The following is a 21,534-nucleotide window of genomic DNA, read 5'->3' on the forward strand; positions in this document are numbered from 1 at the left end:
CTTCCAAAAAACGAATACTGATGCAAGGCGGCTGGCGATTGGTTGGACTACAAGTTGGGTCGCTTCCTATCGAGCGGACGTTCAGCCGTCGGCTCCGCACGGAAAACGGTTGTCACTTCGCAAGGAATTTGCGTGTCGACGTTCATGTCTGACCCCAAAGTAAGCAGGCGTCTTAGAGGTGTCGGCTGTGGCATGGATAACATGCTCAGCCAGAAAATTTCATTGACGTAGGCGCTTGGCAGTGGCTATCGTGCGAATCCATCCGTCGAACCGAAGCCGCGTTAAACGGGATATCGATGAGGTTCAGAACAGTTGTGTGCGAAGCGACTCGAATTCCGCGCGGCACAAATTGCCGAATCTGCCGAGAATGTCGATCGAGCCATCCGTGAGGATCTCGCGAACCTCGATGAAGGTCTTGTCTGGCGGGAGGTAGGTGTCCACGATCTTGCGTTCCACCACGTCGGCTTGGTCCGCGACTTCACGCGACGACTGGACGCGCATGCGGCTGATTTTCGCCTAAACGTTGCCGAGTCCGGCGAGATCCGGCTTGTTGTGTTGCAGCGCGTCGACATAGCACCTCGCCGGTTGCTCGATGAACTTCTCGTGTCACTCCAGCCGACAGGCGCGGTCATGCGCCCGCCGCTCCGCGCGTGGGGCCGCGCTAGATGACTCGTAGCTTGCACGGCTGCTGCGCATCTGCAACGCCTTGGTGAACGCGCTTTGGCCCCGTCTAGGCGATACGAGCAGCGAGAGCCTCGTGTTCTTGGTGGATCATTTAGGATCATCCGAAATTTCCAACACCTCGCTTGTATCCCAGGAAGCTTTCCTGAAACTGGCATCGTGTACCGGCGACAGGTCCGAACATCATTTCGTTAAGTCCTCTATTAGCTGCGCAGTAAGTGCCTTTATCGTGAACTCGATAAACGCTCTGACGGCGCCCGGCAATTGTCGTCGACTCGAGTAGACCAGATACACCCTCAAACCCTCAGTACTATGGCCAGGTAGCACTTGCGTCAACTCTCCTGCGTCTATGTATGGTACCGTCACCGTGGAAGGCAGTAGCGCGATCCCCAGATTGGCTAGTGCGGCGTCGAGCTGTGCTTTCATCGTACCGGCGCGAAACCGTCCCGACACGTAAACTTCCGTTGCGCCATTAGGTCCGTCAATGTTCCACAGAGTCCGGTAAGCAGCCTGTGGCCAAGTGATGCAATCGTGTTCTGCTAACGCATCCAGCGAGTCAGGGCTGCCACGCAGGGCGAGATAGGCTGGACTTGCCACCAACGTAAAACGGGGACCCACGCCCACCGGGCGTGCTATGAGTGTGGGTTCCAGCGTCTTGCCAATACGGATTGCAACGTCAACAGCATCGCCGATCAAGTCCGAGCGCACGTCACTCAATACGAGCTCCAAACGGACATCCGGATATAACAAAAGGAACTCTGCGACCCAGGCGATGCCATTCATCAGATTGAATAGGTCGGCGGGAGCAGCAACTCGGACTCGACCGCGGGGATGACCGGTCTTGTCAGCCAGCTCGTCGGCGGCCTGGGCCAGGGCCTCAATCTGGTCAGCACAGCGAGCGTAGAAGGTCTCGCCGGCTTCCGTAAGCGACAGGCGCCGCGTCGAACGTTGCATCAGTCGCAGCCCGAGCCCCTCTTCCAATTGCCGAATATGCCTGCTGGCGGTATTGCAGGGGATACCCAGACGCCGCGCCGCCTCGGCGAAACTGCCGGCGCGAACCACATTGACGAATAGAGCGACGTCGTTCAGATCAGGCATGTTCTACACCTTAACCGCATCACTACCGGCGCAGCGCGTCGGCCGTGGTTCCATGTGCTGCCGCAGCCGTTCCGTAACGAAGGGTCAACCCACGTACCGATCGCGCTGCCTGTGCGGTCCGACCGGCTGTGAAACATGCGACTTTTAGTGTGCATGCTCCTGGTCGTGAAATTCGTGCTGTAGGGCTACGGGCAAATTGAACTTAACATACTTGGTTTCGTAGATCTTATGGTTCGCGTTGACCAGTTCGATCCGCACAGTGTGCTCGCCGGCAGGCAGACCCGCAATGTCGATCGTGTTATTGTCACTTGCATCAGCCCACCACCACGGCAGGTTATCTACAGTGATATGCAGATGGCCGACGCGTGGCGATACCTTGGTTGCGCCCGCTCCGAACACTGGGACAATGCGCAGGTTCTCAACGCGGTATTGAATCCACACCACACCAATCGCCAATCCTTCCGGCAACGGCGCATCGACGAACAGCTTGGGCGGCGGTTCGTTTTCAACTTCCACATACGTCGAAGCACCGCGAATCGCCTTCGCGCTCGGTGGGGCGACATCGGCAGCGCTGGCCGTGAATGGCGGGACGGAAAGTACGGTGGCGGTTGCCACCATCAAGTGTTTGATATCCATGATTTGCTCCTCTATTGTCGGCCAGCCGATGCACCACCATCGACAGGCAATACCGCGCCCGTGATCCACGAAGCCTCATCGGAGGCGAGGAACAGGACAGCGTCTGCGATATCGCCCGGCTGGCCATTGCGGCCCAGCGGGTGAAAAGCATTGAAGGTTGGCAGAACGTCCTTGACCTGCGCAGGGTTCATAAAGGTGCCGAAGATCGGCGTCTCTACGACGGCCGGTGCGACAGTGTTGACACGGATCTTCGACGGCGCCAGTTCGATGGCAAGGTTGCGTGTCAATGCATGAACGCCGGCGTTGGCGGCTGAGTAGGCAGCGGAAGGCGTTGCGCCCACAGCCTGGTTGGCCCAGAACGATCCCGTTTGCACAATGACGCCGCCGCCACGCTTCTGCATGGCCTTGGCGGCTGCCTGAGCCATGAAGAATTTCCCCTTGAGGATGGTGTCGAGAAACCAGTCATATTCCGTTCCATCGACTTCAAGGAAAGACTTTGGACGGAACACGCCTGCATTGTTGAACAGGATGTCGATTCCGCCGAATTCGCGTGCTGCCAGGTCCACGATTGCGTGTGCGGTGGAGGGCAGGGCGATGTCGCCAGCGAACAGGCGCACATGCTCGCAGTTGGAATCGATGTCGTTTGCCGCTTGCTCAAGTTTCCCAGCATCGCGACTCGTGATGACGACTTTCGCGCCTGCTTCCGCGAGGCGTTTGGCCACTTCCTTGCCGATGCCGGAGCTGCCGCCGGTAACCACGGCAACCTTGTTCAAAAATTTTTTCATGATAGTGTGAAGTTACGGTATGTTGATGATGAGTTAGTTGTGAAAGATGACAAGCCCCGCCTACCTGAATGCCTTGAAAGCCTTTGAAGCCGCCGCGCGGCATCAGAGCTTCGCTGGCGCCGCTGCAGAGCTGAACGTCACTGCTGCAGCGGTCGGGCAGCAGGTGCGCAGCCTCGAATCGTGGCTGGGCATCTCCCTCTTCGATCGCGCTGCCAGCGGATCGTCGCGCCTGATCCTTACCGATGCCGCGCGCGCCGCACTGCCCGATATCCAGGAAGGCCTTGCGCGCTTAAGCCTTGGACTGGCACGGTTGCGGGACGAAACCGCCCATGCCGAACTGACCGTCGCCGTCAGTCCTGCGTTTGCTTCCAAATGGCTTTTGCCGCGCCTTGAACACTTCCGGCATGCGAACCCGAATCTGAACGTCTACCTGAACACCAACTGGCGCACTGTCGATTTCGTCGTCGAGCGGATCGACATCGGCGTCCGCTACGGCGCGGGCAAGTGGCCCGGGCTCACGGCGGTTCACCTGATGGGCGAGTCGCTCTTTCCCGTGTGCTCGCCGAACTTCCCGCTGCTGGTGGATGGGAAACTATCCATTGAAGCGCTATCCCAAGCGACTCTCCTCCATGATGTGACGGCGATTTCCGATTTCCCGGGCTGGCAACACTGGTTGTCCGAGTTCGGTTACACGGGCATTCATGCCGAAAACGGCCTGCGCATCAATAACTCCGCAGCGGTCTTGCAGGCTGCGATGGATGGGCAAGGCGTCGCGCTGGCGCGAAGCGTCATGGCGCACGACGACCTTGCTGCTGGCCGTTTGATCAAGCCATTCGGTGAGCAACGCAGCTCACTGAAACTGGGTTACTACATTGTGTTTCGGCCTGAGTCGGATAGCCTGTCGAAAGTGCAGACTTTCCGAGATTGGCTGATGGCTGAAGCGGCGCTTCAGAGCTGACCGAAGCCACCGTCCACCACCAGCTCGGAACCCAGCATGTAGCTGGATCCGTCACCGGCCAGGAAGAGCACCGCGCCTGCGATTTCTTCGGCGTTGCCAAGACGGCCGATTGGAATCATGTCCACGGCGCCCTGAATGTAGGCCTTGAATTCAGCGTCGCTTTGGCCTGGATGCTCGGACTGGCCGACACCGCGCAGGATAGGCGTTTCAATCAGGCCTGGGCTGACGGCGTTTACGCGAATGCGGCGGGGCAGCAGTTCAGCGGACAGCGTGCGGGCCAAGGAGCGTACTGCCGCCTTCGACGCCGACAGCGCGCCACGTCCCGGTGCGCCGACCTGGTTCAGCCAGGCGGTGTTGAGGATGATCGAGCCGCCTTCGCGCATAATGGGCTCCACGGCCTGGATGGTGAAGAAGGTGCCCTTCACGTTGATGTCCATCAGTTTGTCAAACTGCTCTTCCGTGGTCTTGCCCAGCGGCGTGACGAAGGCGACGCCGGCATTGGCGAAGAGGATATCCAGGCCGTCGAAATGCTCCCTGACCGTGGCAGCCATGCGCTGCAGATCTTCGCTCGAGCGCACGTCTGCTTCTAGCGTCAGCACGTCGCCATCAAGGGCATCGCGTGCCTCTTTCAGCGACGCAGCATCGCGGCCGGTGATCGCAACGCGCGCGCCGTTTTCAAGGAACAGCTTTGCCGTCGCCAGGCCGATGCCCGAGCTACCGCCAGTGATGAGTGCGGTTTTATTCATCAACATGATTAACTCCCGATTAAACATTGGTCAGCGCTTCGTGTGCATCGAGCACGCGCGCGGTGTAAGTCATGGCTGCGCCGGCATTGAGAGCAATGGCCACACCCAGCGCTTCGGCGATCTCTTCGCGCGTTGCGCCCTTGTCGACAGCGTGCTTGGTATGCACCGCAATACAGCCGTCACAGCGCGTAGTCACTGCCACGGCCAGGGCGATCAGTTCATGGATTTTCGGTTCAAGCCTGCCGGTCTTGGTGGCTGCCGCATCCATCGTCCCGATGCCGCGCACGACGTCTGGGCTCAGCTTCGCAAATTCGCCGACACGGCCCAGGAGTGCCGTGCGTTGTGCCGTCCAATCGTTCATCATGATTCGATTCCTTCAGGTGGTTGTCGGTGTGGTGAGTATCTGCGGCTACCCAATGCCTCGACAACCGAGATTAGATTTGCCTCACGTAAAGAGAATCTTTGCCGGCCATCTTTCGTCGTTCGACCGCGCCACGGCGGACATTCGAGAGTCGGCTCAAGTCGTGGGGCGTTCGCCGGACGACGATGCTTAAGTTCTCGCAACACTGCACGCCCGCCGGGGGGGGCATACATAAACCACGCATAGTCTCTTGTAGAGCCCATCCGGCCGCGACATCATGGCCACGGGTCAACCGGCCCCGCTCTCATGAAACTCGCCGCGCCTGGGTGGCACGGGTCATCCCCACTCGCGAACCAGGCCGTGACCCGTGGTGGCGCGGCGGCTTCACGCTCGGCCTGCGCAACCCAGTGGGCGCACACGGATGCGTCGGCGATCGGCTGAAAGTTCGGCGCGAATGCGGCTCTCCATGTCATGGATAAGGTGGAAAGGTTCTCCGGCCCCCATCTCCGCATTCAGACCACACTGATGACCACATCGATGTTTCCGCGCGTCGCCTTTGAGTACGGGCAGCTCTCGTGCGCAGCGCGCGCTAGCGCCTCAGCAACTTCGCGCTCCATACCTGACAAGGTGACGTTCAGCCGAGCCGCCAGAAAGTACGCACCATCGCTGATGCGCAAGTCGACCTCGGCGTCGACGGCCGTATCGGAGGGCAGCTTGAACTTCATCTTTGCGGCCGCCAGTCCCATGGCGCTAATGAAACAGGCGGACCAGCCGGCCGCGAACATCTGCTCGGGATTCGTCCCGCTGCCCGTCGATCCAGGCGGCGAGAGCATGACGTCGAGGCGTCCGTCTGAACTGCGTGATGCGCCGTCGCGTCCGCCCGTGGTGTGGGCCTTGCCTGTGTATAACAGTTTGTCAATTTGAGGCATGATGAACTCCTTGCCGTGGCCGCATTAGTGATGCAAGTAGGTGGAAGAAAGATCGCGATCCGGGAGCCGGGTACCCGACTGCGATGTTGTACTGGTCCTGCCGCCGAACGCCCGCCTGGGGTGATCGGCGCGGGCCTGATCGATGACGATGGTTTGGCTACTCGGCCCCCGTTGCGACGCTGGTGCTCCAGCGATAGGGTCGTAGTGCGGGGCCGGACCGTAGCCGCTTGCAAAAACGGACCCCGGAGCAGCTGCACTGGCTGCTATGAGGAAGGCGGTGATGAATTGCTTGTTCATGATGGACCCTCAGATAATCGGATAAATGAGCAGCTTCAGTTCCCGTGATAGAGCCTGCGGAGCTTGGCGAGCTGGCCGTCCTGCTGCGCCTGCGCCAATTCCCGGAGCACGTCAGAACGCGTCTTCGGCGACACTCCGATGCGGCTCGTGCCGGATTGCTCCGTCTGTATGGCAGTCGAGCTCGCGGCGACCGAACGTCCAGGCGACGTTGCCGTAGCTTGGCTCTTGACGCGAATGCGTTCCAACGCCGCTTCGATGTTCTTTGGATACTGCGTCTGATCACTGGAGGGGACGTATCCGTTCTTTTGCAACTCAATCAACTCCTGACGTACCTGATTGCGTGTTACCGGTTGACTTGATTGCGCGAACGATAGAGCGGGAGTGGCTACGATTGCAGCAATGACGAGCCGTTGAGCAAGTTTCATAATCTGCATACCTTATAAAAAGTGAGTTTCAGAATGCCCCATGGTTAAGAAGCCGTCCGGCGTCGATGCATTAAGGACAATCGAAATAACTCCCGCACGGATCGTCTGGACCGGAAGGTAAGCGACAAGGAAACGCACGACACTGGTGTGGAAACCGAGCATGCGGGTGACTCCAAAAAAGGATCAGGTTGATACGGCTTCGAGGGGCCGGGTGAGCCACGCGCTGCAACTGATCAACGCTCAGATGTTGACGCGTACCGAATCGGTAGGGGGAACAATAGGTGCGAACCGTTCGCGGATAAAGCCATCCACGCCGGACGCACCGTTTCAATATGTGCGCGCATGCAACACTGACACGCATGCAGTTGCCTTCTCAAAGCGGTTTAGTTGTCTATATTTGCCCGTTGTCGCGATCCCGGTGAACTAGACGAGGTGCCCGTGTTCGAGTTCGCTGCAATTCAGTCAAGAAGGATCACGATGAACACCAGGCGTCATTGCCACCGTGCCACTCGAAAGAACAATGATGCTTTGAAGGAGTTGGACGACGGCGGAAAGTGCAGGGCGATGTCGGCGAGCCGCGTCGATGCAATCGCAGCTATTGAGATCGGTGCCAGGAAGCGGCGCCAGCGTTGCGTTATATCGCCTCTATCTGGTCATCCGCAAAACGTCCGATGACCCACGCGACAACTAGTGGAAGAGCAGCTTGCGTTCCCAATCAAGGTCAGTGTTCGCAAGGCGATGGCCATTTCGCCGGTGCTCACGGGCGACCACATTTCTCGCCAGAGGACGTGGCAGACCAAGAGAATTTGAACGGTAAACTGCTGTTCCGAATGCGATGAATTTTTTTGGGGAAAAGGGCTCGACACGTGCCCAATGTCGGACCTTGTCGATGCAATGCGTTTCGACTCGCCAAGCATCTAGACGGTGTTCGGCAACAAGGAAACACTTTATCGCGAGGCGATTGAGCTATCGTGCAAACTGGAGGCCGCGCGGTGCGCTAAGAATTGACTGTGTGCGAAAGCCTTTGAGCCATCTTCGAGACAAGCATTGGAGGCAGGTCGGCGCTCTCGTGGCGAAACTACATCTAGGCGTTGCGGCTCAAGTAGCTCACAGCGTGCATCTCGTTCGCATTGTTGCCCCCGAATCCGCTCCAACGAAACATGTCTGCGCGCCGTCACCGTGCCTTGATGACATTGAGAAGCGCGGACGCGTCGATAGGTCCACGATCCCGCATGGCCCACGAAACAAAGCTTGATCCTTCCATCAAACTCAGTATTTGATAGGCCTTCATTTCAGTATCCGTCTTGGCGGGGATCTGCTTACGCGAAATGGCATGATCCAGGATTTTGGTCAACCATTGGAGCTGCATATCGAAAAACTCATAGGTGAGCGTCTGCAAGCGCCCCGGTAGCACAGCCATTTCCGCGGCCAGTGCCCCGCAAAGCGGCAGCCTGCCGACGAGGAGACCATCCTGAAAGCCACGCGTGAAGCCGGACAGCCGGTCAATCAACTTATCGCTCTCTTGCTCGATGCGCTCGAATTCGCTTTTGACCCGGTCAATGTAACCCTCGACGATGGCAACGCCAAGGTCTTCTTTCGTCGGAAAGTGATGGTGAATGCTTGCCTTCCGGATTCCCACTTCGTCGACAAGGTCCGCATAGCTAAAAGCGGCATACCCCTTCGAGCGCATCATGTGCTCGGCGGCATTTAGCAGTGCATCGCGGGTTCCTACGGGCATTCATCCACCTCTTCCACCGAGTTGTAAGCGCTCTGGCTGCGCAAAATATAATGAACACCCATTATTCTACCAACTAGTCGGCATATTGTGGCGAATCGAAATCAAAACCGTGCGCTGGCAGGAGCCGTTCGTCGCAATCCCGACCGCCACTTCTTTTCGGGTGGACGGCTGCGAGGTGAATCGAAAATGAACGCCGAGTAGCGCGAAGATTCCAGCCAAACTTGGACGAGTCCATGCCGCCTGCGCCACTAGTTCCAGTCAGATAAAGGCTTTACGCTGTTTCCATCGCAAGTGGTGCGAGGAGTGCAGAAGTGGCCCAGATCTGGAAGTCGGAATTCCTACCGGTTGCCTCAACGAGGACCGCCTGCCGTAATTATCGACGTACCTCGCGACTCGAAGACCTCGCCAGCCCATACAAACGCTGCGTCCCGATCGTCGAACTGCGGGCGCAACCAGGAATGGTTTCGGCGTATCCCCGACGCGCTCTAACTTCAGTCATTTGCGCCGACGAGATATCACTCGTAACGGGGTGAGAGATGAGTGATCGAAACCAACACGTCGAATCCGCGCAGGGATCTGCCGGAGGGGCAGAGGAACTTGCTCCGGGCACGCATCTGGTTACACGGCGACGAGGCTACCTTCATCACGGCATCTATGCTGGTGATGGACAGGTGATCCACTATATCGGGTTCAAAGGATTTCTGCGTTGCGGGCCGATCGAGATGACTTCCCTGACGTGCTTTGCAAATGGCCATGGCATAAGCGTCGAAACGGAACAACAGGCAAGCTTCGTCGGCACTGAGATCGTCCGGCGTGCTGTATCAAGAGTGGGCGAAGACAAATACCACCTTCTTACTAACAACTGCGAGCATTTTTGCTCATGGTGCATTTTCGGCGAGAGTCACAGTCACCAAGTAGCAGCGCTGCTGAGCCATCCATGGCAAGCGGTTAATGCCATCGTCGGCATAGTTTGCGGTATGTGCGAAAGCAAGGACCCTGAGAATATTCTTGATGAAAAGATGGAGGCGGAATTGCGCGAGTTAAGGCAATGGACGAGGCTGCCAAGGAGGATATGGGCGTTTTGCCATCGGCACATCTGCATGGGGTTCTGATAAGCCGAATTCGCCCGATTGTGGGCGATTGTCCGCTGTACGCGCACCAATAGGTTTTTGAAAACGGAAGGGTCCCTCGCGGTCGCGGCGGAACTGTCGGCCAGAGAACATCCTGAAGAGTAAGTGGCGGTGAGATTGCCACCAAATTTGGACCAGTTCGTGCCCGTAGCGCCGCCTGGTTGGGCCTGAGGTGAGGCGCTAAGCTGCTCCGGACAGGATCCTCTTCGGCGTAACTCGCTTACCTGGTTGAGATAGGGATCGTTCCACGTGGCTGGACACTCGATGTCTCGTCCCCTGACGTGACGGAGGTCCAGGCCATGGCCGCCTTTCTTGCGCGATGCGGCCCGCGCGGTGACTAAGGAGGCGAGCGCGCTTTCGGGTGGTTGAACCGGATCCCGCCAAGACAGGTACATGGACAAGTTAAGTGCGATGAAAGCCTTTGTGCGGGTCATTGAGGCCGGCACCTTCACTAAAGCTGCCGACTCTATCGGCATTCCGAAAGGTCAGTTAAGCCGCCTGATTCAGTCGCTGGAGCAGACGCTTCGAACACCGCTACTCAACCGCTCCACCCGTCGCGTGATTGCGACGCCGGACGGAGCTTCGTACTACGAATGTGTCGTGCGCTTGCTCAATGAAATGGAAGACCTTGAAACGCGCATATCCCGCGCTACAGCTTCTCCGAGAGGCAAATTGCGCGTCGGCACACCGTCGGAAATTGCCAACGGGATTCTTCTGCCGGCAATAGACGAATTCTGTGGCCGCTACCCTGACATTGAGATCGACATAACAGTCGGCGATCGCCCGATGGACATTCTCGGTGAGAATATAGATTGCGCGCTTCACGTAGGTCGGGTAATGGACCCCTCTCTTGTCGCTCGCAAAGTCGGCGACATTCGCCGCATTCTGTGTGCCTCTCCAACATACCTGGAGCGCTTTGGCGTTCCGCAGAGTCCGTCCGATATTGAGAATGGGCAGCACCGGGTCATCTCCTACTTCCTCAAAGGTTGCGTACGTCACCAGTATGCATTGCAGTCCAGCGACGATCGATGCGAGCTGGTCGCTACGTCAACCATTGCCGTAGACGATGGATATGCGATGGTGTCGGCGGCATTGGCGGGGCTCGGGATGGCTGTCATCAGCATGTTCATGGCAGCACCGCATATGGCTAATCACACACTGCTCCGCGTGTTGCCCGATTGGCATGCAAGTGCTTTGCCCCTTCATATCGTCTATCCGCCAAACCGGCGCATGAACGCAAAGCTGCGGGTATTCATTGACTGGACAGGTACATGGACAAGTTAAGTGCGATGAAAGCCTTTGTGCGGGTCATTGAGGCCGGCACCTTCACTAAAGCTGCCGACTCTATCGGCATTCCGAAAGGTCAGTTAAGCCGCCTGATTCAGTCGCTGGAGCAGACGCTTCGAACACCGCTACTCAACCGCTCCACCCGTCGCGTGATTGCGACGCCGGACGGAGCTTCGTACTACGAATGTGTCGTGCGCTTGCTCAATGAAATGGAAGACCTTGAAACGCGCATATCCCGCGCTACAGCTTCTCCGAGAGGCAAATTGCGCGTCGGCACACCGTCGGAAATTGCCAACGGGATTCTTCTGCCGGCAATAGACGAATTCTGTGGCCGCTACCCTGACATTGAGATCGACATAACAGTCGGCGATCGCCCGATGGACATTCTCGGTGAGAATATAGATTGCGCGCTTCACGTAGGTCGGGTAATGGACCCCTCTCTTGTCGCTCGCAAAGTCGGCGACATTCGCCGCATTCTGTGTGCCTCTCCAACATACCTGGAGCGCTTTGGCGTTCCGCAGAGTCCGTCCGATATTGAGAATGGGCAGCACCGGGTCATCTCCTACTTCCTCAAAGGTTGCGTACGTCACCAGTATGCATTGCAGTCCAGCGACGATCGATGCGAGCTGGTCGCTACGTCAACCATTGCCGTAGACGATGGATATGCGATGGTGTCGGCGGCATTGGCGGGGCTCGGGATGGCTGTCATCAGCATGTTCATGGCAGCACCGCATATGGCTAATCACACACTGCTCCGCGTGTTGCCCGATTGGCATGCAAGTGCTTTGCCCCTTCATATCGTCTATCCGCCAAACCGGCGCATGAACGCAAAGCTGCGGGTATTCATTGACTGGATAGCAGAACTTCTCGCAGGGTCACTGACAACGCTCCCTGCGCAAGAGACGTTCGCTGGTCGCCCTGATGTAGTAGATAAAACTATAACCAAGCTGGCGGTGTAGTCGGCAAGCTAAAGCGCCGCGACATCGGTTTCAGGATCTCGGGGCTCCACGAAGTGCCCGCACCGTAAGGCGTCAGCTTGCACCGATTGGCAAATTGGATTCGACCTTTTTTCGCCCTGCGAGAGCGGGAGAGTGCTTCGGTCGAGGGCGCCAGACAGCATGGTGCGCGATTCGGTTGTGTATCCGAAGATCTAGCGAATTGAGATGCCATACGGGACCTGAATGACGTCGCCCTGTTCGTCAATGTACTTCGCGCTGACATTTCCGCTGGGGCAGCGCGGCGCCTAGGAATACCGTGCAATTTTGTCCGCCGCCACCTCCGGCAAATGGAGGAGCAGCTTCGCCTGCGCCTGATCCAGCGTTCAACGTGGCGCCTATCGCTCTTGGCGTCCTGAACGTTAAGTCGGCGTTATACACGGTGACCGGCCGTTTCTCGTCGTAGGGAGCATCGGCAAGGGTGCCATGTTTTTGGTTCCCAGTCGATCTTCGCCTACTTTGATCTTTTAGCAAAAGGCTTTCCATCTACTGGAACACCGCTCGATAGGCAGCTGTCGCCACTGGATTGGCAACGACGAGCTTGAGACGACCTCCCAATGCTCCTATCTCTTGAACTCATCGAACGCGAGTCCGCCGGGCACTTTCAGGTCGCACTTATCCTGCGCAGAAGCGGCGGCGCCATCGAGCGCTGCCACCGCCGTAGTGGCTGCCGTATTCGTAAATGTCCTTCTACAGTTCAGGGCAGCATCACCTTCAGATTTGGCGCATCATCCCATCACCAAAAAACGACTGGCACAGCATTGGAAACTGTGCTGCCATGTCTCGCCCGATGGGAGCGAGACTACGTGGAAACATAGGTATATGAAAGGCGTTGCGGCAAGGCGCTAGTCTGCTTTTCGTTGTTGTGCGTTTGTTGGATATTGAAACGCAGCGTCTGACTTAGCTGGCTTTATTCGTAGCTGCCTTTTCTATATCGTTTGTCTTGACGGCGCAGAGGTACGCAATCAGTCGAGCTTAATGGATCGCGCCTGAGGGTGCCGTAAATCTGGATCGTATCGGATCTCGCTAACGGGATGCTTAAGTACGAAAGCATGGGAAAGGGAGAGTCAAGTGAAAACCACTCGAGTTGTAGGTGCGATGGGCCTTGTCCTCGCGGGCGCATTAGTGTCCACGTCCATTGCTGCGCAGCAGTCGGGCGTGCATCGCACAGATCTGCAACGGCACGAACTCAGCATTCCGGGATGGCAAGTCGTCCAGGCGCGCGTCGACATCGACCCCGGCATGGTTGCACCAGGTCACAGACACCCGGGCGCAGAGGTTGTCTACGTACTTGAGGGTTCACTCGAATATCACCTTGAGGGTAATCCTCCCGTCACGCTCAAGACTGGTGATGTTTTGTTCATCCCCGCCGGTGTCGCGCATAGCGCCAAGAACGTCGGACGTGACAACGGTACTGAACTTGCGACGTATATCGTTGAGACTGGCAAGCCGCTGATCGAGGTGATCAAGTGACCCCGCAAGATCTTCGTCGCGACTGTGTATGCAGCCGCAATTCGAGCGCGTTCACGATCAACCACCGTGACAAGCGTGCTTCGCACGCAAGCTTCCGAGTCTGATTGGTACGAATAGGCGATCTGCTTCGCGAACGACGTGATCTGCCTCTATTGAAAACCTACCAACTAGTTGGTACTATCCCGGTACAGTGGATTTGGTCGCGATGATCTGGTCGTGGGGACCGGGGATTCGTCGGCTGGAGGAGCGGAAAAATGGATGCGTACGTTAATGGCATTGATATCGCTGCAGTTGCCAGAATGTCGGCTGTGGCGGGTTCGCCGGGCACTAATCCAAAAGCGAGATTTGGAGTGAAAACTGCTTGGGACGGACAAACTAGGACTGTTGCTACAGTGGATGGCTACAGCTTGGGCGACGAGTATTACAAGCGCAGCTTCACCATTGTCGGCGACGAGCCGACTGAGTTAGGTGGCCGCGATACGGGCCCGAATCCTGTCGAGTTGCTGATGGCAGGCTTGAATTCTTGCATCTCGGTAACGTACGTCACTGTCGCGGCAATGAAGGGTATTTCTATACGCTCATTGCAGATCGAGACGTCTGGCGAACTCGACATCCGAGGCTTCCTCGGCATTGACGAGAGCATAAATCCCGGATTCGATGAGGTTCAATATACTATTCTGATCGATGCAGACGGGACGCCAGAAGAAATCGAAGACATTCATCAAACAGTTCTTAAGAGATCGGTTAATCTGGCCAATCTCTCAAAAGCCGTTCGCATGGTGCCGACGCTCGTAGTTGCTCACAACTGAGGATCACGCGTCCTCGAATATCGAAGCAGAGTTGTTCCGGACTGACCGATGCAACAGAACATTCCAAACGTCCAGTTAATTCGGAGTCCAAATCTAGAAGGGGAGATTCTACATGTTCGACTGGAAAGAAACCATCCAAAGTATCAACGTACGCCTCAAGGAACTATCCACCCGCACACCGGACACCTTGCGTGGCGCTGCTCTTATGGGCAGCGCCGGTGTAAAGACGAATCACCTCGGTGCCAAGACGCGAGAATTGATCGCGCTGGCCGTCGCAGTTACGACGCGCTGCGATGGTTGCATTGCTTTCCATGCTGCCGAAGCCGTGAAGCTCGGCGTAACCAACGAAGAGATGGCTGAAGCGCTCGGCGTTGCCATCAATCTGAATGCCGGCGCGGCCATGGTGTACAGCACGCATGTACTCGACGCGATGGACGCGCTCAAGCAAGCCTGACCACTTAGAAACTGAAAGGAAATGACAAAATGCTCAAAGGAAAAACTGCACTTATCACCGGCGGAGCCTCAGGTATCGGACTGGCCACTGCAAAATTGATGCATGCAAACGGCGCACGCGTTGTTATCGCCGGACGCGAAGCGAATAAGCTTGAGGCCGCACGCAAGGAGATTGGCGACGACGTGATTGCACTCCAGGTCGACGTGCTCTCGCGAGACAGCCTTGCGAATATGGTTTCAGCGATCAAGGAATCAATCGGCGGCCTGGACGTGTTTTTCGCAAACGCCGGGGTGGGCTTTCGTTACGCCGCTGGCGACGACCACCGAGGAAGCCTATGACGCGCTTATGGATACGAACGTCAAATCCGTTTTCTTTTCCCTGCAGGCTGTCGAACCCGTCCTGCGCGAGGGTGCGTCGGTGATTTTGAACACCGCTTGGCTCAACCAGGTCGGCGTCCCAGGTCGCGCGGCGCTGTCCGCCAGCAAAGCGGCGGTGCGTTCATTTGCTCGAACGTTTTCGGCTGAGCTGTTGCCACGGCGGATCCGCGTCAACGCGGTGAGCCCCGGCCTGATCGACACGCCTATCCTTCGGGGTGTAGGACAGTCGGAACATCCGGGGCAGACCGAAGGGGAATTCAAGGAGTACCTGGCGGGCGCAGCGAAGATGATTCCGTTCGGGAGACTGGGACGACCCGATGAAATCGCGCAGGCCGTGCTCTTCCTGGCAAGCGATGCATCCGGATACATGCTCGGCTCCGAACTGGTGGTCGATGGCGGCTTTGGCGAACTCTGACGAGTTCCGTCCGTACGAGATCCTTCGCGTTACCAAACGCGAAGGTCACCGGCAGCGCTGACACATGTATTGCCGCGACCAAGCCAGCATTTGTCCGACTGCCGTGAGTTCAACTTCGGCAATATGTCCCCACTTCCCGCGGTCGGATCCGCCTTTAGGTGCCTAGCATGAGAAGGCGGTTATATGCAGGGATCAACCCCAGCTTCCGCGATGTCTACCATGATCCGCCGGCATGCTGCGACGTAAGCACGGCCCGCGTCGGTGAGCACGAGCTTGCGGTTGCCGCGCAGCAGCAGGCGGATCTTCAGATGCTCCTCCAACTCGGACACCCGTCGGCTGACGGTAACCAGCGGGATGCTTAATTGGCGGCTCGCCGCAGAAAGACTCCCGTTATCGACGGCCGCAAGCAAGACGGTCATGGCATCAGGTCGATCCATCGCCTTTCACCTCGTGGAAGGATGTCTCTTAAAGATATCGTCCATTCGACATGTTTCGAAGGGGATAAATTCTGTTCCGGGCGCGGCCCTGACGGCGGACTCATTCAACGTTCCAACTCAACGGAAGAAGTTCAACGGAAAAAATGATGATCAAACTGACTTCGGCGGCCATTGCCGCTGCTCTTGCACTCTCAGTGATCAGTCACGCGGCGTCAGCGGACGAATCGGGGGTCGTGCAGCCCCTGCATGTACAGAATGCCCTGGCACCGGATCCTGTGAAGGCCATTCGCCCATTCCACATCCACGTTTCCGACGCACAGCTCGCGGATCTGCGCCGACGCATCGCTGTGACTCACTGGCCCGACAAGGAGACGGTGGCGGATCGGTCCCAAGGCGCTCAGCTCGAAGAGATGCAGAAGCTCGTCCGCTACTGGGGAACGAACTACGACTGGCGCAAGGCCGAAGTTCGGCTCAACGCATTGCCGCAATACACGACCAACATCGACGGCGTGGACATCCATTTCATATGGGTACGGTCCGCACGTCCCAATGCGTTGCCGATGATCGTCACTCACGGTTGGCCAGGCTCGGTGTTCGAGTTCACCAAGGTCATCGGTCCGCTCACAGATCCCACCGCCTACGGCGGCAGCGCAGACGACGCGTTTGATCTCGTGATCCCGTCCATTCCGGGCTACGGCTTTTCGGGCAAGCCGAAAAACACCGGCTGGGATCCTGATCACATCGCGCGGGTGTGGGAGGAACTGATGCATCGCCTTGGCTACAGCCACTACGTTGCTCAGGGCGGTGACTGGGGTGCGCCGGTTACTAGTGCGATGGCGCGCCAGGCTCCAGCGGGCTTGCTCGGTATTCACCTCAATCTGGCGGCAGCGATTCCGCCAGAGGCGGCAGCGGCGCTTGCCGCGGGCGGGCCCGCGCCGGCGGGCCTTTCGGCAGACGAACGGGCCACGTTCGATGCGCTTTTGAACTACACGAAACAGGGAAACGCGGCCTACGTCACGATGCTTGGGGCGCGGCCCCAGACCATCGGCTATGGCGTGGCCGATTCGCCAGCCTTCCTCGCGGCGTTCATGCTCGGCCATCCTGGTTTCGCCCGGTGGACATATGGCAGCGATCCTCAAACGCCACCGACAAAAGACGATGTGCTCGACGACTTCACGCTGTACTGGTTGACGGGTAGTGCTGCATCGGCAGGGCGGTTGTACTGGGAGAACATGGGGCGAAGCCCGCTGTTTGCGGCCGCCCAGAAAACCAGTGAGATCTCGCTTCCGGTCGCCGTCACTGTGTTTCCGGAGGACGTCTATCGTCCGCCGCAAACGTGGGTGCGACGCGCCTATCCAAACCTCATTTACTTCCACGATGCCGCCCGAGGCGGGCACTTTGCGGCATGGGAGCAGCCGCAACTGTTCTCTGAAGAAGTCCGCGCTTCATTCCGGCCGCTGCGCACCAGGGCAGCAGGGACAAGCCCATGAGACGAACGGTTTCGATGCTGACGGCGACTGCGGCACTAGCGGGCGCCTGCATGGCACATGCCGGCTCCCGTGCGGGCGATACGACCTGCCAGCCGGATACCGCAACCGGACCTTGATCACACGCGTCTACACCGACAACCGTTACCCGGGACAGCGAAGGACAGTGAAAGACCTCGTTGCGGACTCTCAGATTTGGCAGATGAATGTCCGATTTAACGTTCTTATCGGTCTGTGGCTCGAATTATCCGTCAAGTATTTCCAGTTTAACGACGGCAGTGCTTCAGGGCAGGTACACGAGGCAGTTCACCCACTCACTCACCCAGATAAGCCGCCCGCACCTTCGGATCATCCAGCATCTGCTTCGCGTCACCCGACATCGTGACCAGACCCGAGTCCATCACGTAGCCGCGATTCGCCGCCTGCAGCGCGAGACGCGCGTTCTGTTCGACCAGCAGCACGGTCATGCCTTCAGCCGAGATCGCCCGCACCACTTCGAAGATCTTCTCGACCATGATCGGCGACAGACCCATCGACGGCTCGTCCAGCAGCAACAGCTTCGGACGCGAGATGATCGCGCGCGCCATCGCCAGCATTTGCTGTTCGCCGCCCGAAAGCGTGCCGGCGTACTGCGCCGCACGTTCCTTCAGACGCGGGAAGAAGCCGAACATGCGATCCACGTCCGCCTTGATGCCGTCCGTATCCGTACGCAGATAAGCGCCCATCTGCATGTTCTCGACGATCGACATGCGCGCGAAGATGCCGCGCCCTTCCGGCACCATCGCGAGACCTTTCTTGAGCAGCAGATGCGGCGGCACGCCCTTGATCGATTCGCCCATGTACTCGATGTCGCCGATCGTGTACGGCTTGAGACCCGTGATCGCCTTCATCGTCGTGGTCTTGCCCGCGCCGTTCGCGCCGATCAGTGTGACCAGCTCGCCCTGCGCAACCTCGAGGTCAATCCCCTTGACTGCCTGGATGCCGCCGTAATTGACCTGCAGGCCCTTGATTTTCAACATTGCTGTAGCCATTAGTGGACCCCCGCACCCAGATAAGCTTCGATCACCTTCGGATCCTTCTGCACGTCCTGCGGCAGACCTTGCGCAATCACCTTGCCGTAGTCGAGCACCGTCATCTGGTTGCACAGACCCATCACGAGCTTCACATCGTGCTCGATCAGCAGAATCGTCTTGCCGTCCGCGCGAATCTTGTCGAGCAGCTTGGTCAGCTCGACCTTTTCCGTCGCGTTCATGCCGGCGGCCGGTTCGTCCAGCGCGAGCAGCTTCGGATCGGTTGCCAGCGCGCGCGCGATTTCCAGTCGACGCTGATGGCCGTACGACAGGTTGCGCGACGTGTAGTCCGCGTACTGCGCAATGCCGACGTATTCCAGCAGTTCGATCGCGCGTTCCTTGATCTCGCGCTCTTCCTTGCGCTCGGCCGGCGTCTGGAACACCGCGCCCAGCAGGCCGTGCTTGGTGCGCACGTGGCGCCCGACCATCACGTTTTCCAGCGCGGTCATGCCGCCGAACAGACGGATGTTCTGGAACGTGCGCGCGATGCCGGCTTTCGCCACCTGATACACCGCGGTCGGCGTGTAGTTCTCGCCGTCGAGCTTGAACTCGCCCGAATCCGGCGTGTACAGGCCCGTGATCACGTTGAAGAAGGTCGTCTTGCCGGCGCCGTTCGGGCCGATCAGACCGTAAATCTGGCCGGACTTGATTTCAAGCCCGACGTCGGACAGCGCCTGCAAACCGCCGAAGCGTTTGTTGACCCCTTTCACCGACAGTCGAATGTTATCGCTCATGTTTTTTCTCCGGCGGTGCTTAGGCGCGCACCGGCTTCTTGCCGCTGCGCTTCGACAGTTTCGCGATCTTGTCTTCATGCTTGGGCGACGGCCACAAGCCTTCCGAGCGGTACAGCATGATCAGCACCATCGCGAGTGCGTAGACCAGCTGACGGATCACTTCCGTATCGACGATTTCATGGCCGAACACCATGTTCTGCAGCGGGCCCATCGTCGAGCGCAGGAATTCCGGCAGCACCGCGAGCAGCACCGCGCCGAGAATCACGCCCGGAATGTGGCCCATGCCGCCCAGCACCACGCACGCCAGCACCACGATCGACTCCGGCAGCGTGAACGATTCCGGCGACACGAAGCCCTGGAACGAGCCGAACATCGCGCCGGACAGGCCGCCGAACGACGCGCCCATCGCAAACGCCAGCAGCTTCACGTTGCGGGTGTTGATGCCCATCGCCTTGGCGGCGATTTCGTCTTCGCGGATCGCGGCCCATGCACGGCCGATACGCGAGTGCTGCAGGCGCGTACACACCCAGATCACCAGCAACGCGGCGAGCACGAACAGGTAGTAGTACGAGTACACCGACGGGAACTGGAAGCCGAACAGCGAGTGCGTTTGCGCGAGGCTGAAGTCGCCGACGTGCACCGGGTCGATCCCCGTGATCCCCTTCGGGCCATTGGTGATGTTCACCGGACGGTCGAGGTTGTTCAGGAAGATCCGCACAATTTCCCCGAAGCCCAACGTCACGATGGCGAGGTAGTCGCCGCGCAGACGCAGCGTCGGTGCGCCGAGAATCACGCCGAAGAACGCGGCGACGGCCATCGCGCACGGCACGATGATCAGGAACGGCACGTGCAGGCCATTCGGCGCGAGATGCGCGATCCACTCGAACTGCGAGGACAGATGCGGCGAGGATAACAGCGCCGCGGTGTAGGCGCCAACCGCGTAAAAGGCGATATAACCCAGGTCGAGCAGGCCGGCAAAGCCGACCACGACATTGAGACCGAGTGCCAGCATCACGTACAGCATCGCGAAGTCGAGCACGCGGACCCAGTAGTTGCCGCCGGCGGTGCCGATGATCATCGGCGCGGCGATCACGAAGATCGCGGTGATGATGCCGACGGTCAGCGTGTTCGTCAGGTTCTTTTCAGGGATGAGCGTCGTGGACGGCTCGATCGGTTGAATTGAGGTCATGTCTGTTTTCTCCCGGGATCAGGCGCGATCCGCAACACGTTCGCCAAGCAGGCCCGACGGACGGAACACCAGCACGATGATCAGCACGATGAAAGCGAACACGTCCTGATAGTTACTGCCGAACACACTGCCAGTGAGGTTGCCGATATAGCCGGCGCCCAACTGTTCGATCAGCCCAAGAATCACGCCGCCCACCATCGCGCCGCCGAGATTGCCGATCCCGCCGAGCACCGCTGCGGTAAAGGCCTTCAGGCCGGGGATGAAGCCCATATAGAAGTGCGCGTTGCCGTATTCCGACGCGATCATCACGCCGGCCAGAGCGGCGAGCGCCGAGCCGATCATGAAGGTGGCCGAGATCACGAAGTTCGGGTTCACGCCCATCAGCGAGGCATTGCCCGGGTTTTCAGCGATGGCCCGCATGGCGCGGCCGAGCTTGGTCTTGTGGACCAGCAGCAGCAGGCCGCCCATCACGAGGAACGCCACCACGATGATCACGATTTCAGTCATCGAGATCACGGCACCAGGCGTCGTGTCGGTGGCCTTGATCACGTTGAGCGGGTCGGTGGGCAACAGCTGCGGGAATGGCAGCGGGTTGCGCGACCAGATCATCATCGCGAGGGTTTGCAGCAGGATCGACACGCCGATTGCGGTGATCAGCGGGGCGAGACGCGGCGCTTTGCGCAACGGCCGGTAGGCCACGCGCTCGATCGTGTAGCCGACCGCCGCGCACACAATGGCCGCAATGATCAGCGCGATGATGAGCGTCGGCACATTGCCCAGGCCTGGGAAGTGGTTCTGCAGCACGCCTATGGCGGAGAGCGCGACCATCGCGCCCACCATCAACACATCGCCGTGAGCGAAGTTGATGATGCCAAGAATGCCGTAAACCATCGTATAGCCCAGTGCGATGATGGCGTAGACGCTGCCAAGCACCAGCCCGTTGAGAACCTGCTGGATGAAAATATCCATGTCTCCTTTTCCTCGTATCTGCGTGAATCCTGGTCCCTGCCACGCCGCACTGGT

The 21,534-nt window shown here is 58.5% G+C and carries 25 protein-coding genes; 11 read left to right on the forward strand and 14 right to left on the reverse strand.

Annotated features, from left to right (window positions below):
* Positions 1 to 303: 303 nt before the first annotated feature.
* The 4 genes from B0G80_RS47695 to B0G80_RS44355 form a co-directional block, all read right to left on the reverse strand.
* Positions 304 to 501, reverse strand: coding sequence for a hypothetical protein (locus B0G80_RS47695; RefSeq protein WP_258879286.1), 198 nt, complete (start codon positions 499 to 501; stop codon positions 304 to 306).
* Between the two features lie 363 nt (positions 502 to 864).
* The gene (locus tag B0G80_RS44345; protein WP_116124059.1) at positions 865 to 1,779 is read right to left on the reverse strand and encodes a LysR family transcriptional regulator; all 915 of its coding nucleotides are present in this window, start codon (positions 1,777 to 1,779) and stop codon (positions 865 to 867) included.
* A gap of 144 nt (positions 1,780 to 1,923) precedes the next feature.
* Entirely contained in the window at positions 1,924 to 2,415 is a 492-nt protein-coding gene (locus B0G80_RS44350; protein WP_258879287.1) for a DUF6130 family protein, read from the reverse strand.
* An 11-nt stretch (positions 2,416 to 2,426) separates the two neighbouring features.
* Entirely contained in the window at positions 2,427 to 3,200 is a 774-nt protein-coding gene (locus B0G80_RS44355; protein ID WP_116124060.1) for an SDR family NAD(P)-dependent oxidoreductase, read from the reverse strand.
* 46 nt (positions 3,201 to 3,246) lie between these two features.
* On the opposite strand from B0G80_RS44355, the gene gcvA reads away from it, so the two are divergent.
* Positions 3,247 to 4,158, forward strand: coding sequence for a transcriptional regulator GcvA (gene gcvA / locus B0G80_RS44360; protein WP_116124061.1), 912 nt, complete (start codon positions 3,247 to 3,249; stop codon positions 4,156 to 4,158).
* Here the strand turns inward: gcvA and B0G80_RS44365 are convergent.
* From B0G80_RS44365 to B0G80_RS44390, 5 genes are all read right to left on the reverse strand, one after another.
* The gene (locus B0G80_RS44365) at positions 4,149 to 4,913 is read right to left on the reverse strand and encodes an SDR family oxidoreductase (protein ID WP_220377541.1); all 765 of its coding nucleotides are present in this window, start codon (positions 4,911 to 4,913) and stop codon (positions 4,149 to 4,151) included. The two genes, gcvA and B0G80_RS44365, sit on opposite strands and share 10 nt — an antisense overlap.
* Positions 4,914 to 4,923: 10 nt before the next feature.
* On the reverse strand, positions 4,924 to 5,268 hold the full coding sequence (locus tag B0G80_RS44370) for a carboxymuconolactone decarboxylase family protein (protein WP_116124063.1): 345 nt from the start codon (positions 5,266 to 5,268) through the stop codon (positions 4,924 to 4,926).
* Between the two features lie 509 nt (positions 5,269 to 5,777).
* A complete protein-coding gene (locus B0G80_RS44375; protein WP_116124064.1) occupies positions 5,778 to 6,194 on the reverse strand; it encodes an organic hydroperoxide resistance protein in 417 nt (138 codons plus the stop codon).
* A 332-nt stretch (positions 6,195 to 6,526) separates the two neighbouring features.
* Positions 6,527 to 6,916, reverse strand: coding sequence for a DUF4148 domain-containing protein (locus B0G80_RS44385; RefSeq protein WP_116124168.1), 390 nt, complete (start codon positions 6,914 to 6,916; stop codon positions 6,527 to 6,529).
* A 1,174-nt stretch (positions 6,917 to 8,090) separates the two neighbouring features.
* Positions 8,091 to 8,654 (reverse strand): TetR/AcrR family transcriptional regulator, encoded by a 564-nt coding sequence (locus B0G80_RS44390; RefSeq protein ID WP_116124066.1) that lies wholly within the window; start codon positions 8,652 to 8,654, stop codon positions 8,091 to 8,093.
* 536 nt (positions 8,655 to 9,190) lie between these two features.
* On the opposite strand from B0G80_RS44390, the gene B0G80_RS44395 reads away from it, so the two are divergent.
* The 9 genes from B0G80_RS44395 to B0G80_RS47710 all read left to right on the forward strand — a co-directional run bounded on the left by B0G80_RS44395 (position 9,191) and on the right by B0G80_RS47710 (position 15,594).
* On the forward strand, positions 9,191 to 9,766 hold the full coding sequence (locus tag B0G80_RS44395) for a lecithin retinol acyltransferase family protein (RefSeq protein WP_116124067.1): 576 nt from the start codon (positions 9,191 to 9,193) through the stop codon (positions 9,764 to 9,766).
* Between the two features lie 411 nt (positions 9,767 to 10,177).
* Positions 10,178 to 11,068: a LysR family transcriptional regulator gene (locus B0G80_RS44400; protein ID WP_116124068.1), complete on the forward strand. Its 891-nt coding sequence runs from the start codon at positions 10,178 to 10,180 to the stop codon at positions 11,066 to 11,068.
* Positions 11,056 to 12,030, forward strand: coding sequence for a LysR family transcriptional regulator (locus tag B0G80_RS44405; RefSeq protein WP_116124069.1), 975 nt, complete (start codon positions 11,056 to 11,058; stop codon positions 12,028 to 12,030). Before B0G80_RS44400 ends, B0G80_RS44405 begins: the two co-directional genes overlap by 13 nt.
* 218 nt (positions 12,031 to 12,248) lie before the next feature.
* Positions 12,249 to 12,425 carry a LysR family transcriptional regulator gene (locus B0G80_RS48415; protein ID WP_408969585.1) on the forward strand — a complete coding sequence of 59 codons (177 nt, stop codon included), beginning with the start codon at positions 12,249 to 12,251 and terminating at the stop codon, positions 12,423 to 12,425.
* Positions 12,426 to 13,137: 712 nt separating this feature from the next.
* A complete protein-coding gene (locus B0G80_RS44415) occupies positions 13,138 to 13,539 on the forward strand; it encodes a cupin domain-containing protein (RefSeq protein WP_181920235.1) in 402 nt (133 codons plus the stop codon).
* Positions 13,540 to 13,793: 254 nt separating this feature from the next.
* Positions 13,794 to 14,348: an OsmC family protein gene (locus tag B0G80_RS44420; RefSeq protein WP_116124071.1), complete on the forward strand. Its 555-nt coding sequence runs from the start codon at positions 13,794 to 13,796 to the stop codon at positions 14,346 to 14,348.
* A gap of 112 nt (positions 14,349 to 14,460) precedes the next feature.
* Positions 14,461 to 14,802 carry a carboxymuconolactone decarboxylase family protein gene (locus B0G80_RS44425; protein WP_116124072.1) on the forward strand — a complete coding sequence of 114 codons (342 nt, stop codon included), beginning with the start codon at positions 14,461 to 14,463 and terminating at the stop codon, positions 14,800 to 14,802.
* Positions 14,803 to 14,831: 29 nt separating this feature from the next.
* Positions 14,832 to 15,140, forward strand: a complete 309-nt coding sequence (locus tag B0G80_RS47705) for an SDR family oxidoreductase (protein WP_258879288.1) — start codon at positions 14,832 to 14,834, stop codon at positions 15,138 to 15,140.
* Positions 15,141 to 15,147: 7 nt separating this feature from the next.
* Positions 15,148 to 15,594 carry an SDR family oxidoreductase gene (locus tag B0G80_RS47710; protein WP_258879289.1) on the forward strand — a complete coding sequence of 149 codons (447 nt, stop codon included), beginning with the start codon at positions 15,148 to 15,150 and terminating at the stop codon, positions 15,592 to 15,594.
* A gap of 179 nt (positions 15,595 to 15,773) precedes the next feature.
* Here B0G80_RS47710 and B0G80_RS44435 read toward each other — a convergent pair whose 3' ends face one another.
* A complete protein-coding gene (locus tag B0G80_RS44435; RefSeq protein ID WP_116124073.1) occupies positions 15,774 to 16,031 on the reverse strand; it encodes a LysR family transcriptional regulator in 258 nt (85 codons plus the stop codon).
* 143 nt (positions 16,032 to 16,174) lie between these two features.
* Here B0G80_RS44435 and B0G80_RS44440 point away from each other — a divergent pair, with 143 nt between their 5' ends.
* Positions 16,175 to 17,521 carry an epoxide hydrolase family protein gene (locus B0G80_RS44440; protein ID WP_181920236.1) on the forward strand — a complete coding sequence of 449 codons (1,347 nt, stop codon included), beginning with the start codon at positions 16,175 to 16,177 and terminating at the stop codon, positions 17,519 to 17,521.
* Positions 17,522 to 17,832: 311 nt separating this feature from the next.
* On the opposite strand, the gene B0G80_RS44445 is transcribed toward B0G80_RS44440, so the two are convergent.
* From B0G80_RS44445 to B0G80_RS44460, 4 genes are read right to left on the reverse strand one after another with little or no spacing between them, the layout of a single operon-like run.
* Positions 17,833 to 18,549: an ABC transporter ATP-binding protein gene (locus B0G80_RS44445; protein WP_012434106.1), complete on the reverse strand. Its 717-nt coding sequence runs from the start codon at positions 18,547 to 18,549 to the stop codon at positions 17,833 to 17,835.
* On the reverse strand, positions 18,549 to 19,322 hold the full coding sequence (locus B0G80_RS44450) for an ABC transporter ATP-binding protein (protein WP_095418433.1): 774 nt from the start codon (positions 19,320 to 19,322) through the stop codon (positions 18,549 to 18,551). Before B0G80_RS44450 ends, B0G80_RS44445 begins: the two co-directional genes overlap by 1 nt.
* A 19-nt stretch (positions 19,323 to 19,341) precedes the next feature.
* A complete protein-coding gene (locus tag B0G80_RS44455; RefSeq protein ID WP_116124075.1) occupies positions 19,342 to 20,511 on the reverse strand; it encodes a branched-chain amino acid ABC transporter permease in 1,170 nt (389 codons plus the stop codon).
* Between the two features lie 18 nt (positions 20,512 to 20,529).
* Positions 20,530 to 21,480: a branched-chain amino acid ABC transporter permease gene (locus B0G80_RS44460; RefSeq protein WP_116124076.1), complete on the reverse strand. Its 951-nt coding sequence runs from the start codon at positions 21,478 to 21,480 to the stop codon at positions 20,530 to 20,532.
* Between the last annotated feature and the right edge of the window lie 54 nt (positions 21,481 to 21,534).

This window comes from Paraburkholderia sp. BL6669N2, from assembly GCF_003387275.1.
In the GTDB taxonomy this organism is placed as follows: domain Bacteria; phylum Pseudomonadota; class Gammaproteobacteria; order Burkholderiales; family Burkholderiaceae; genus Paraburkholderia.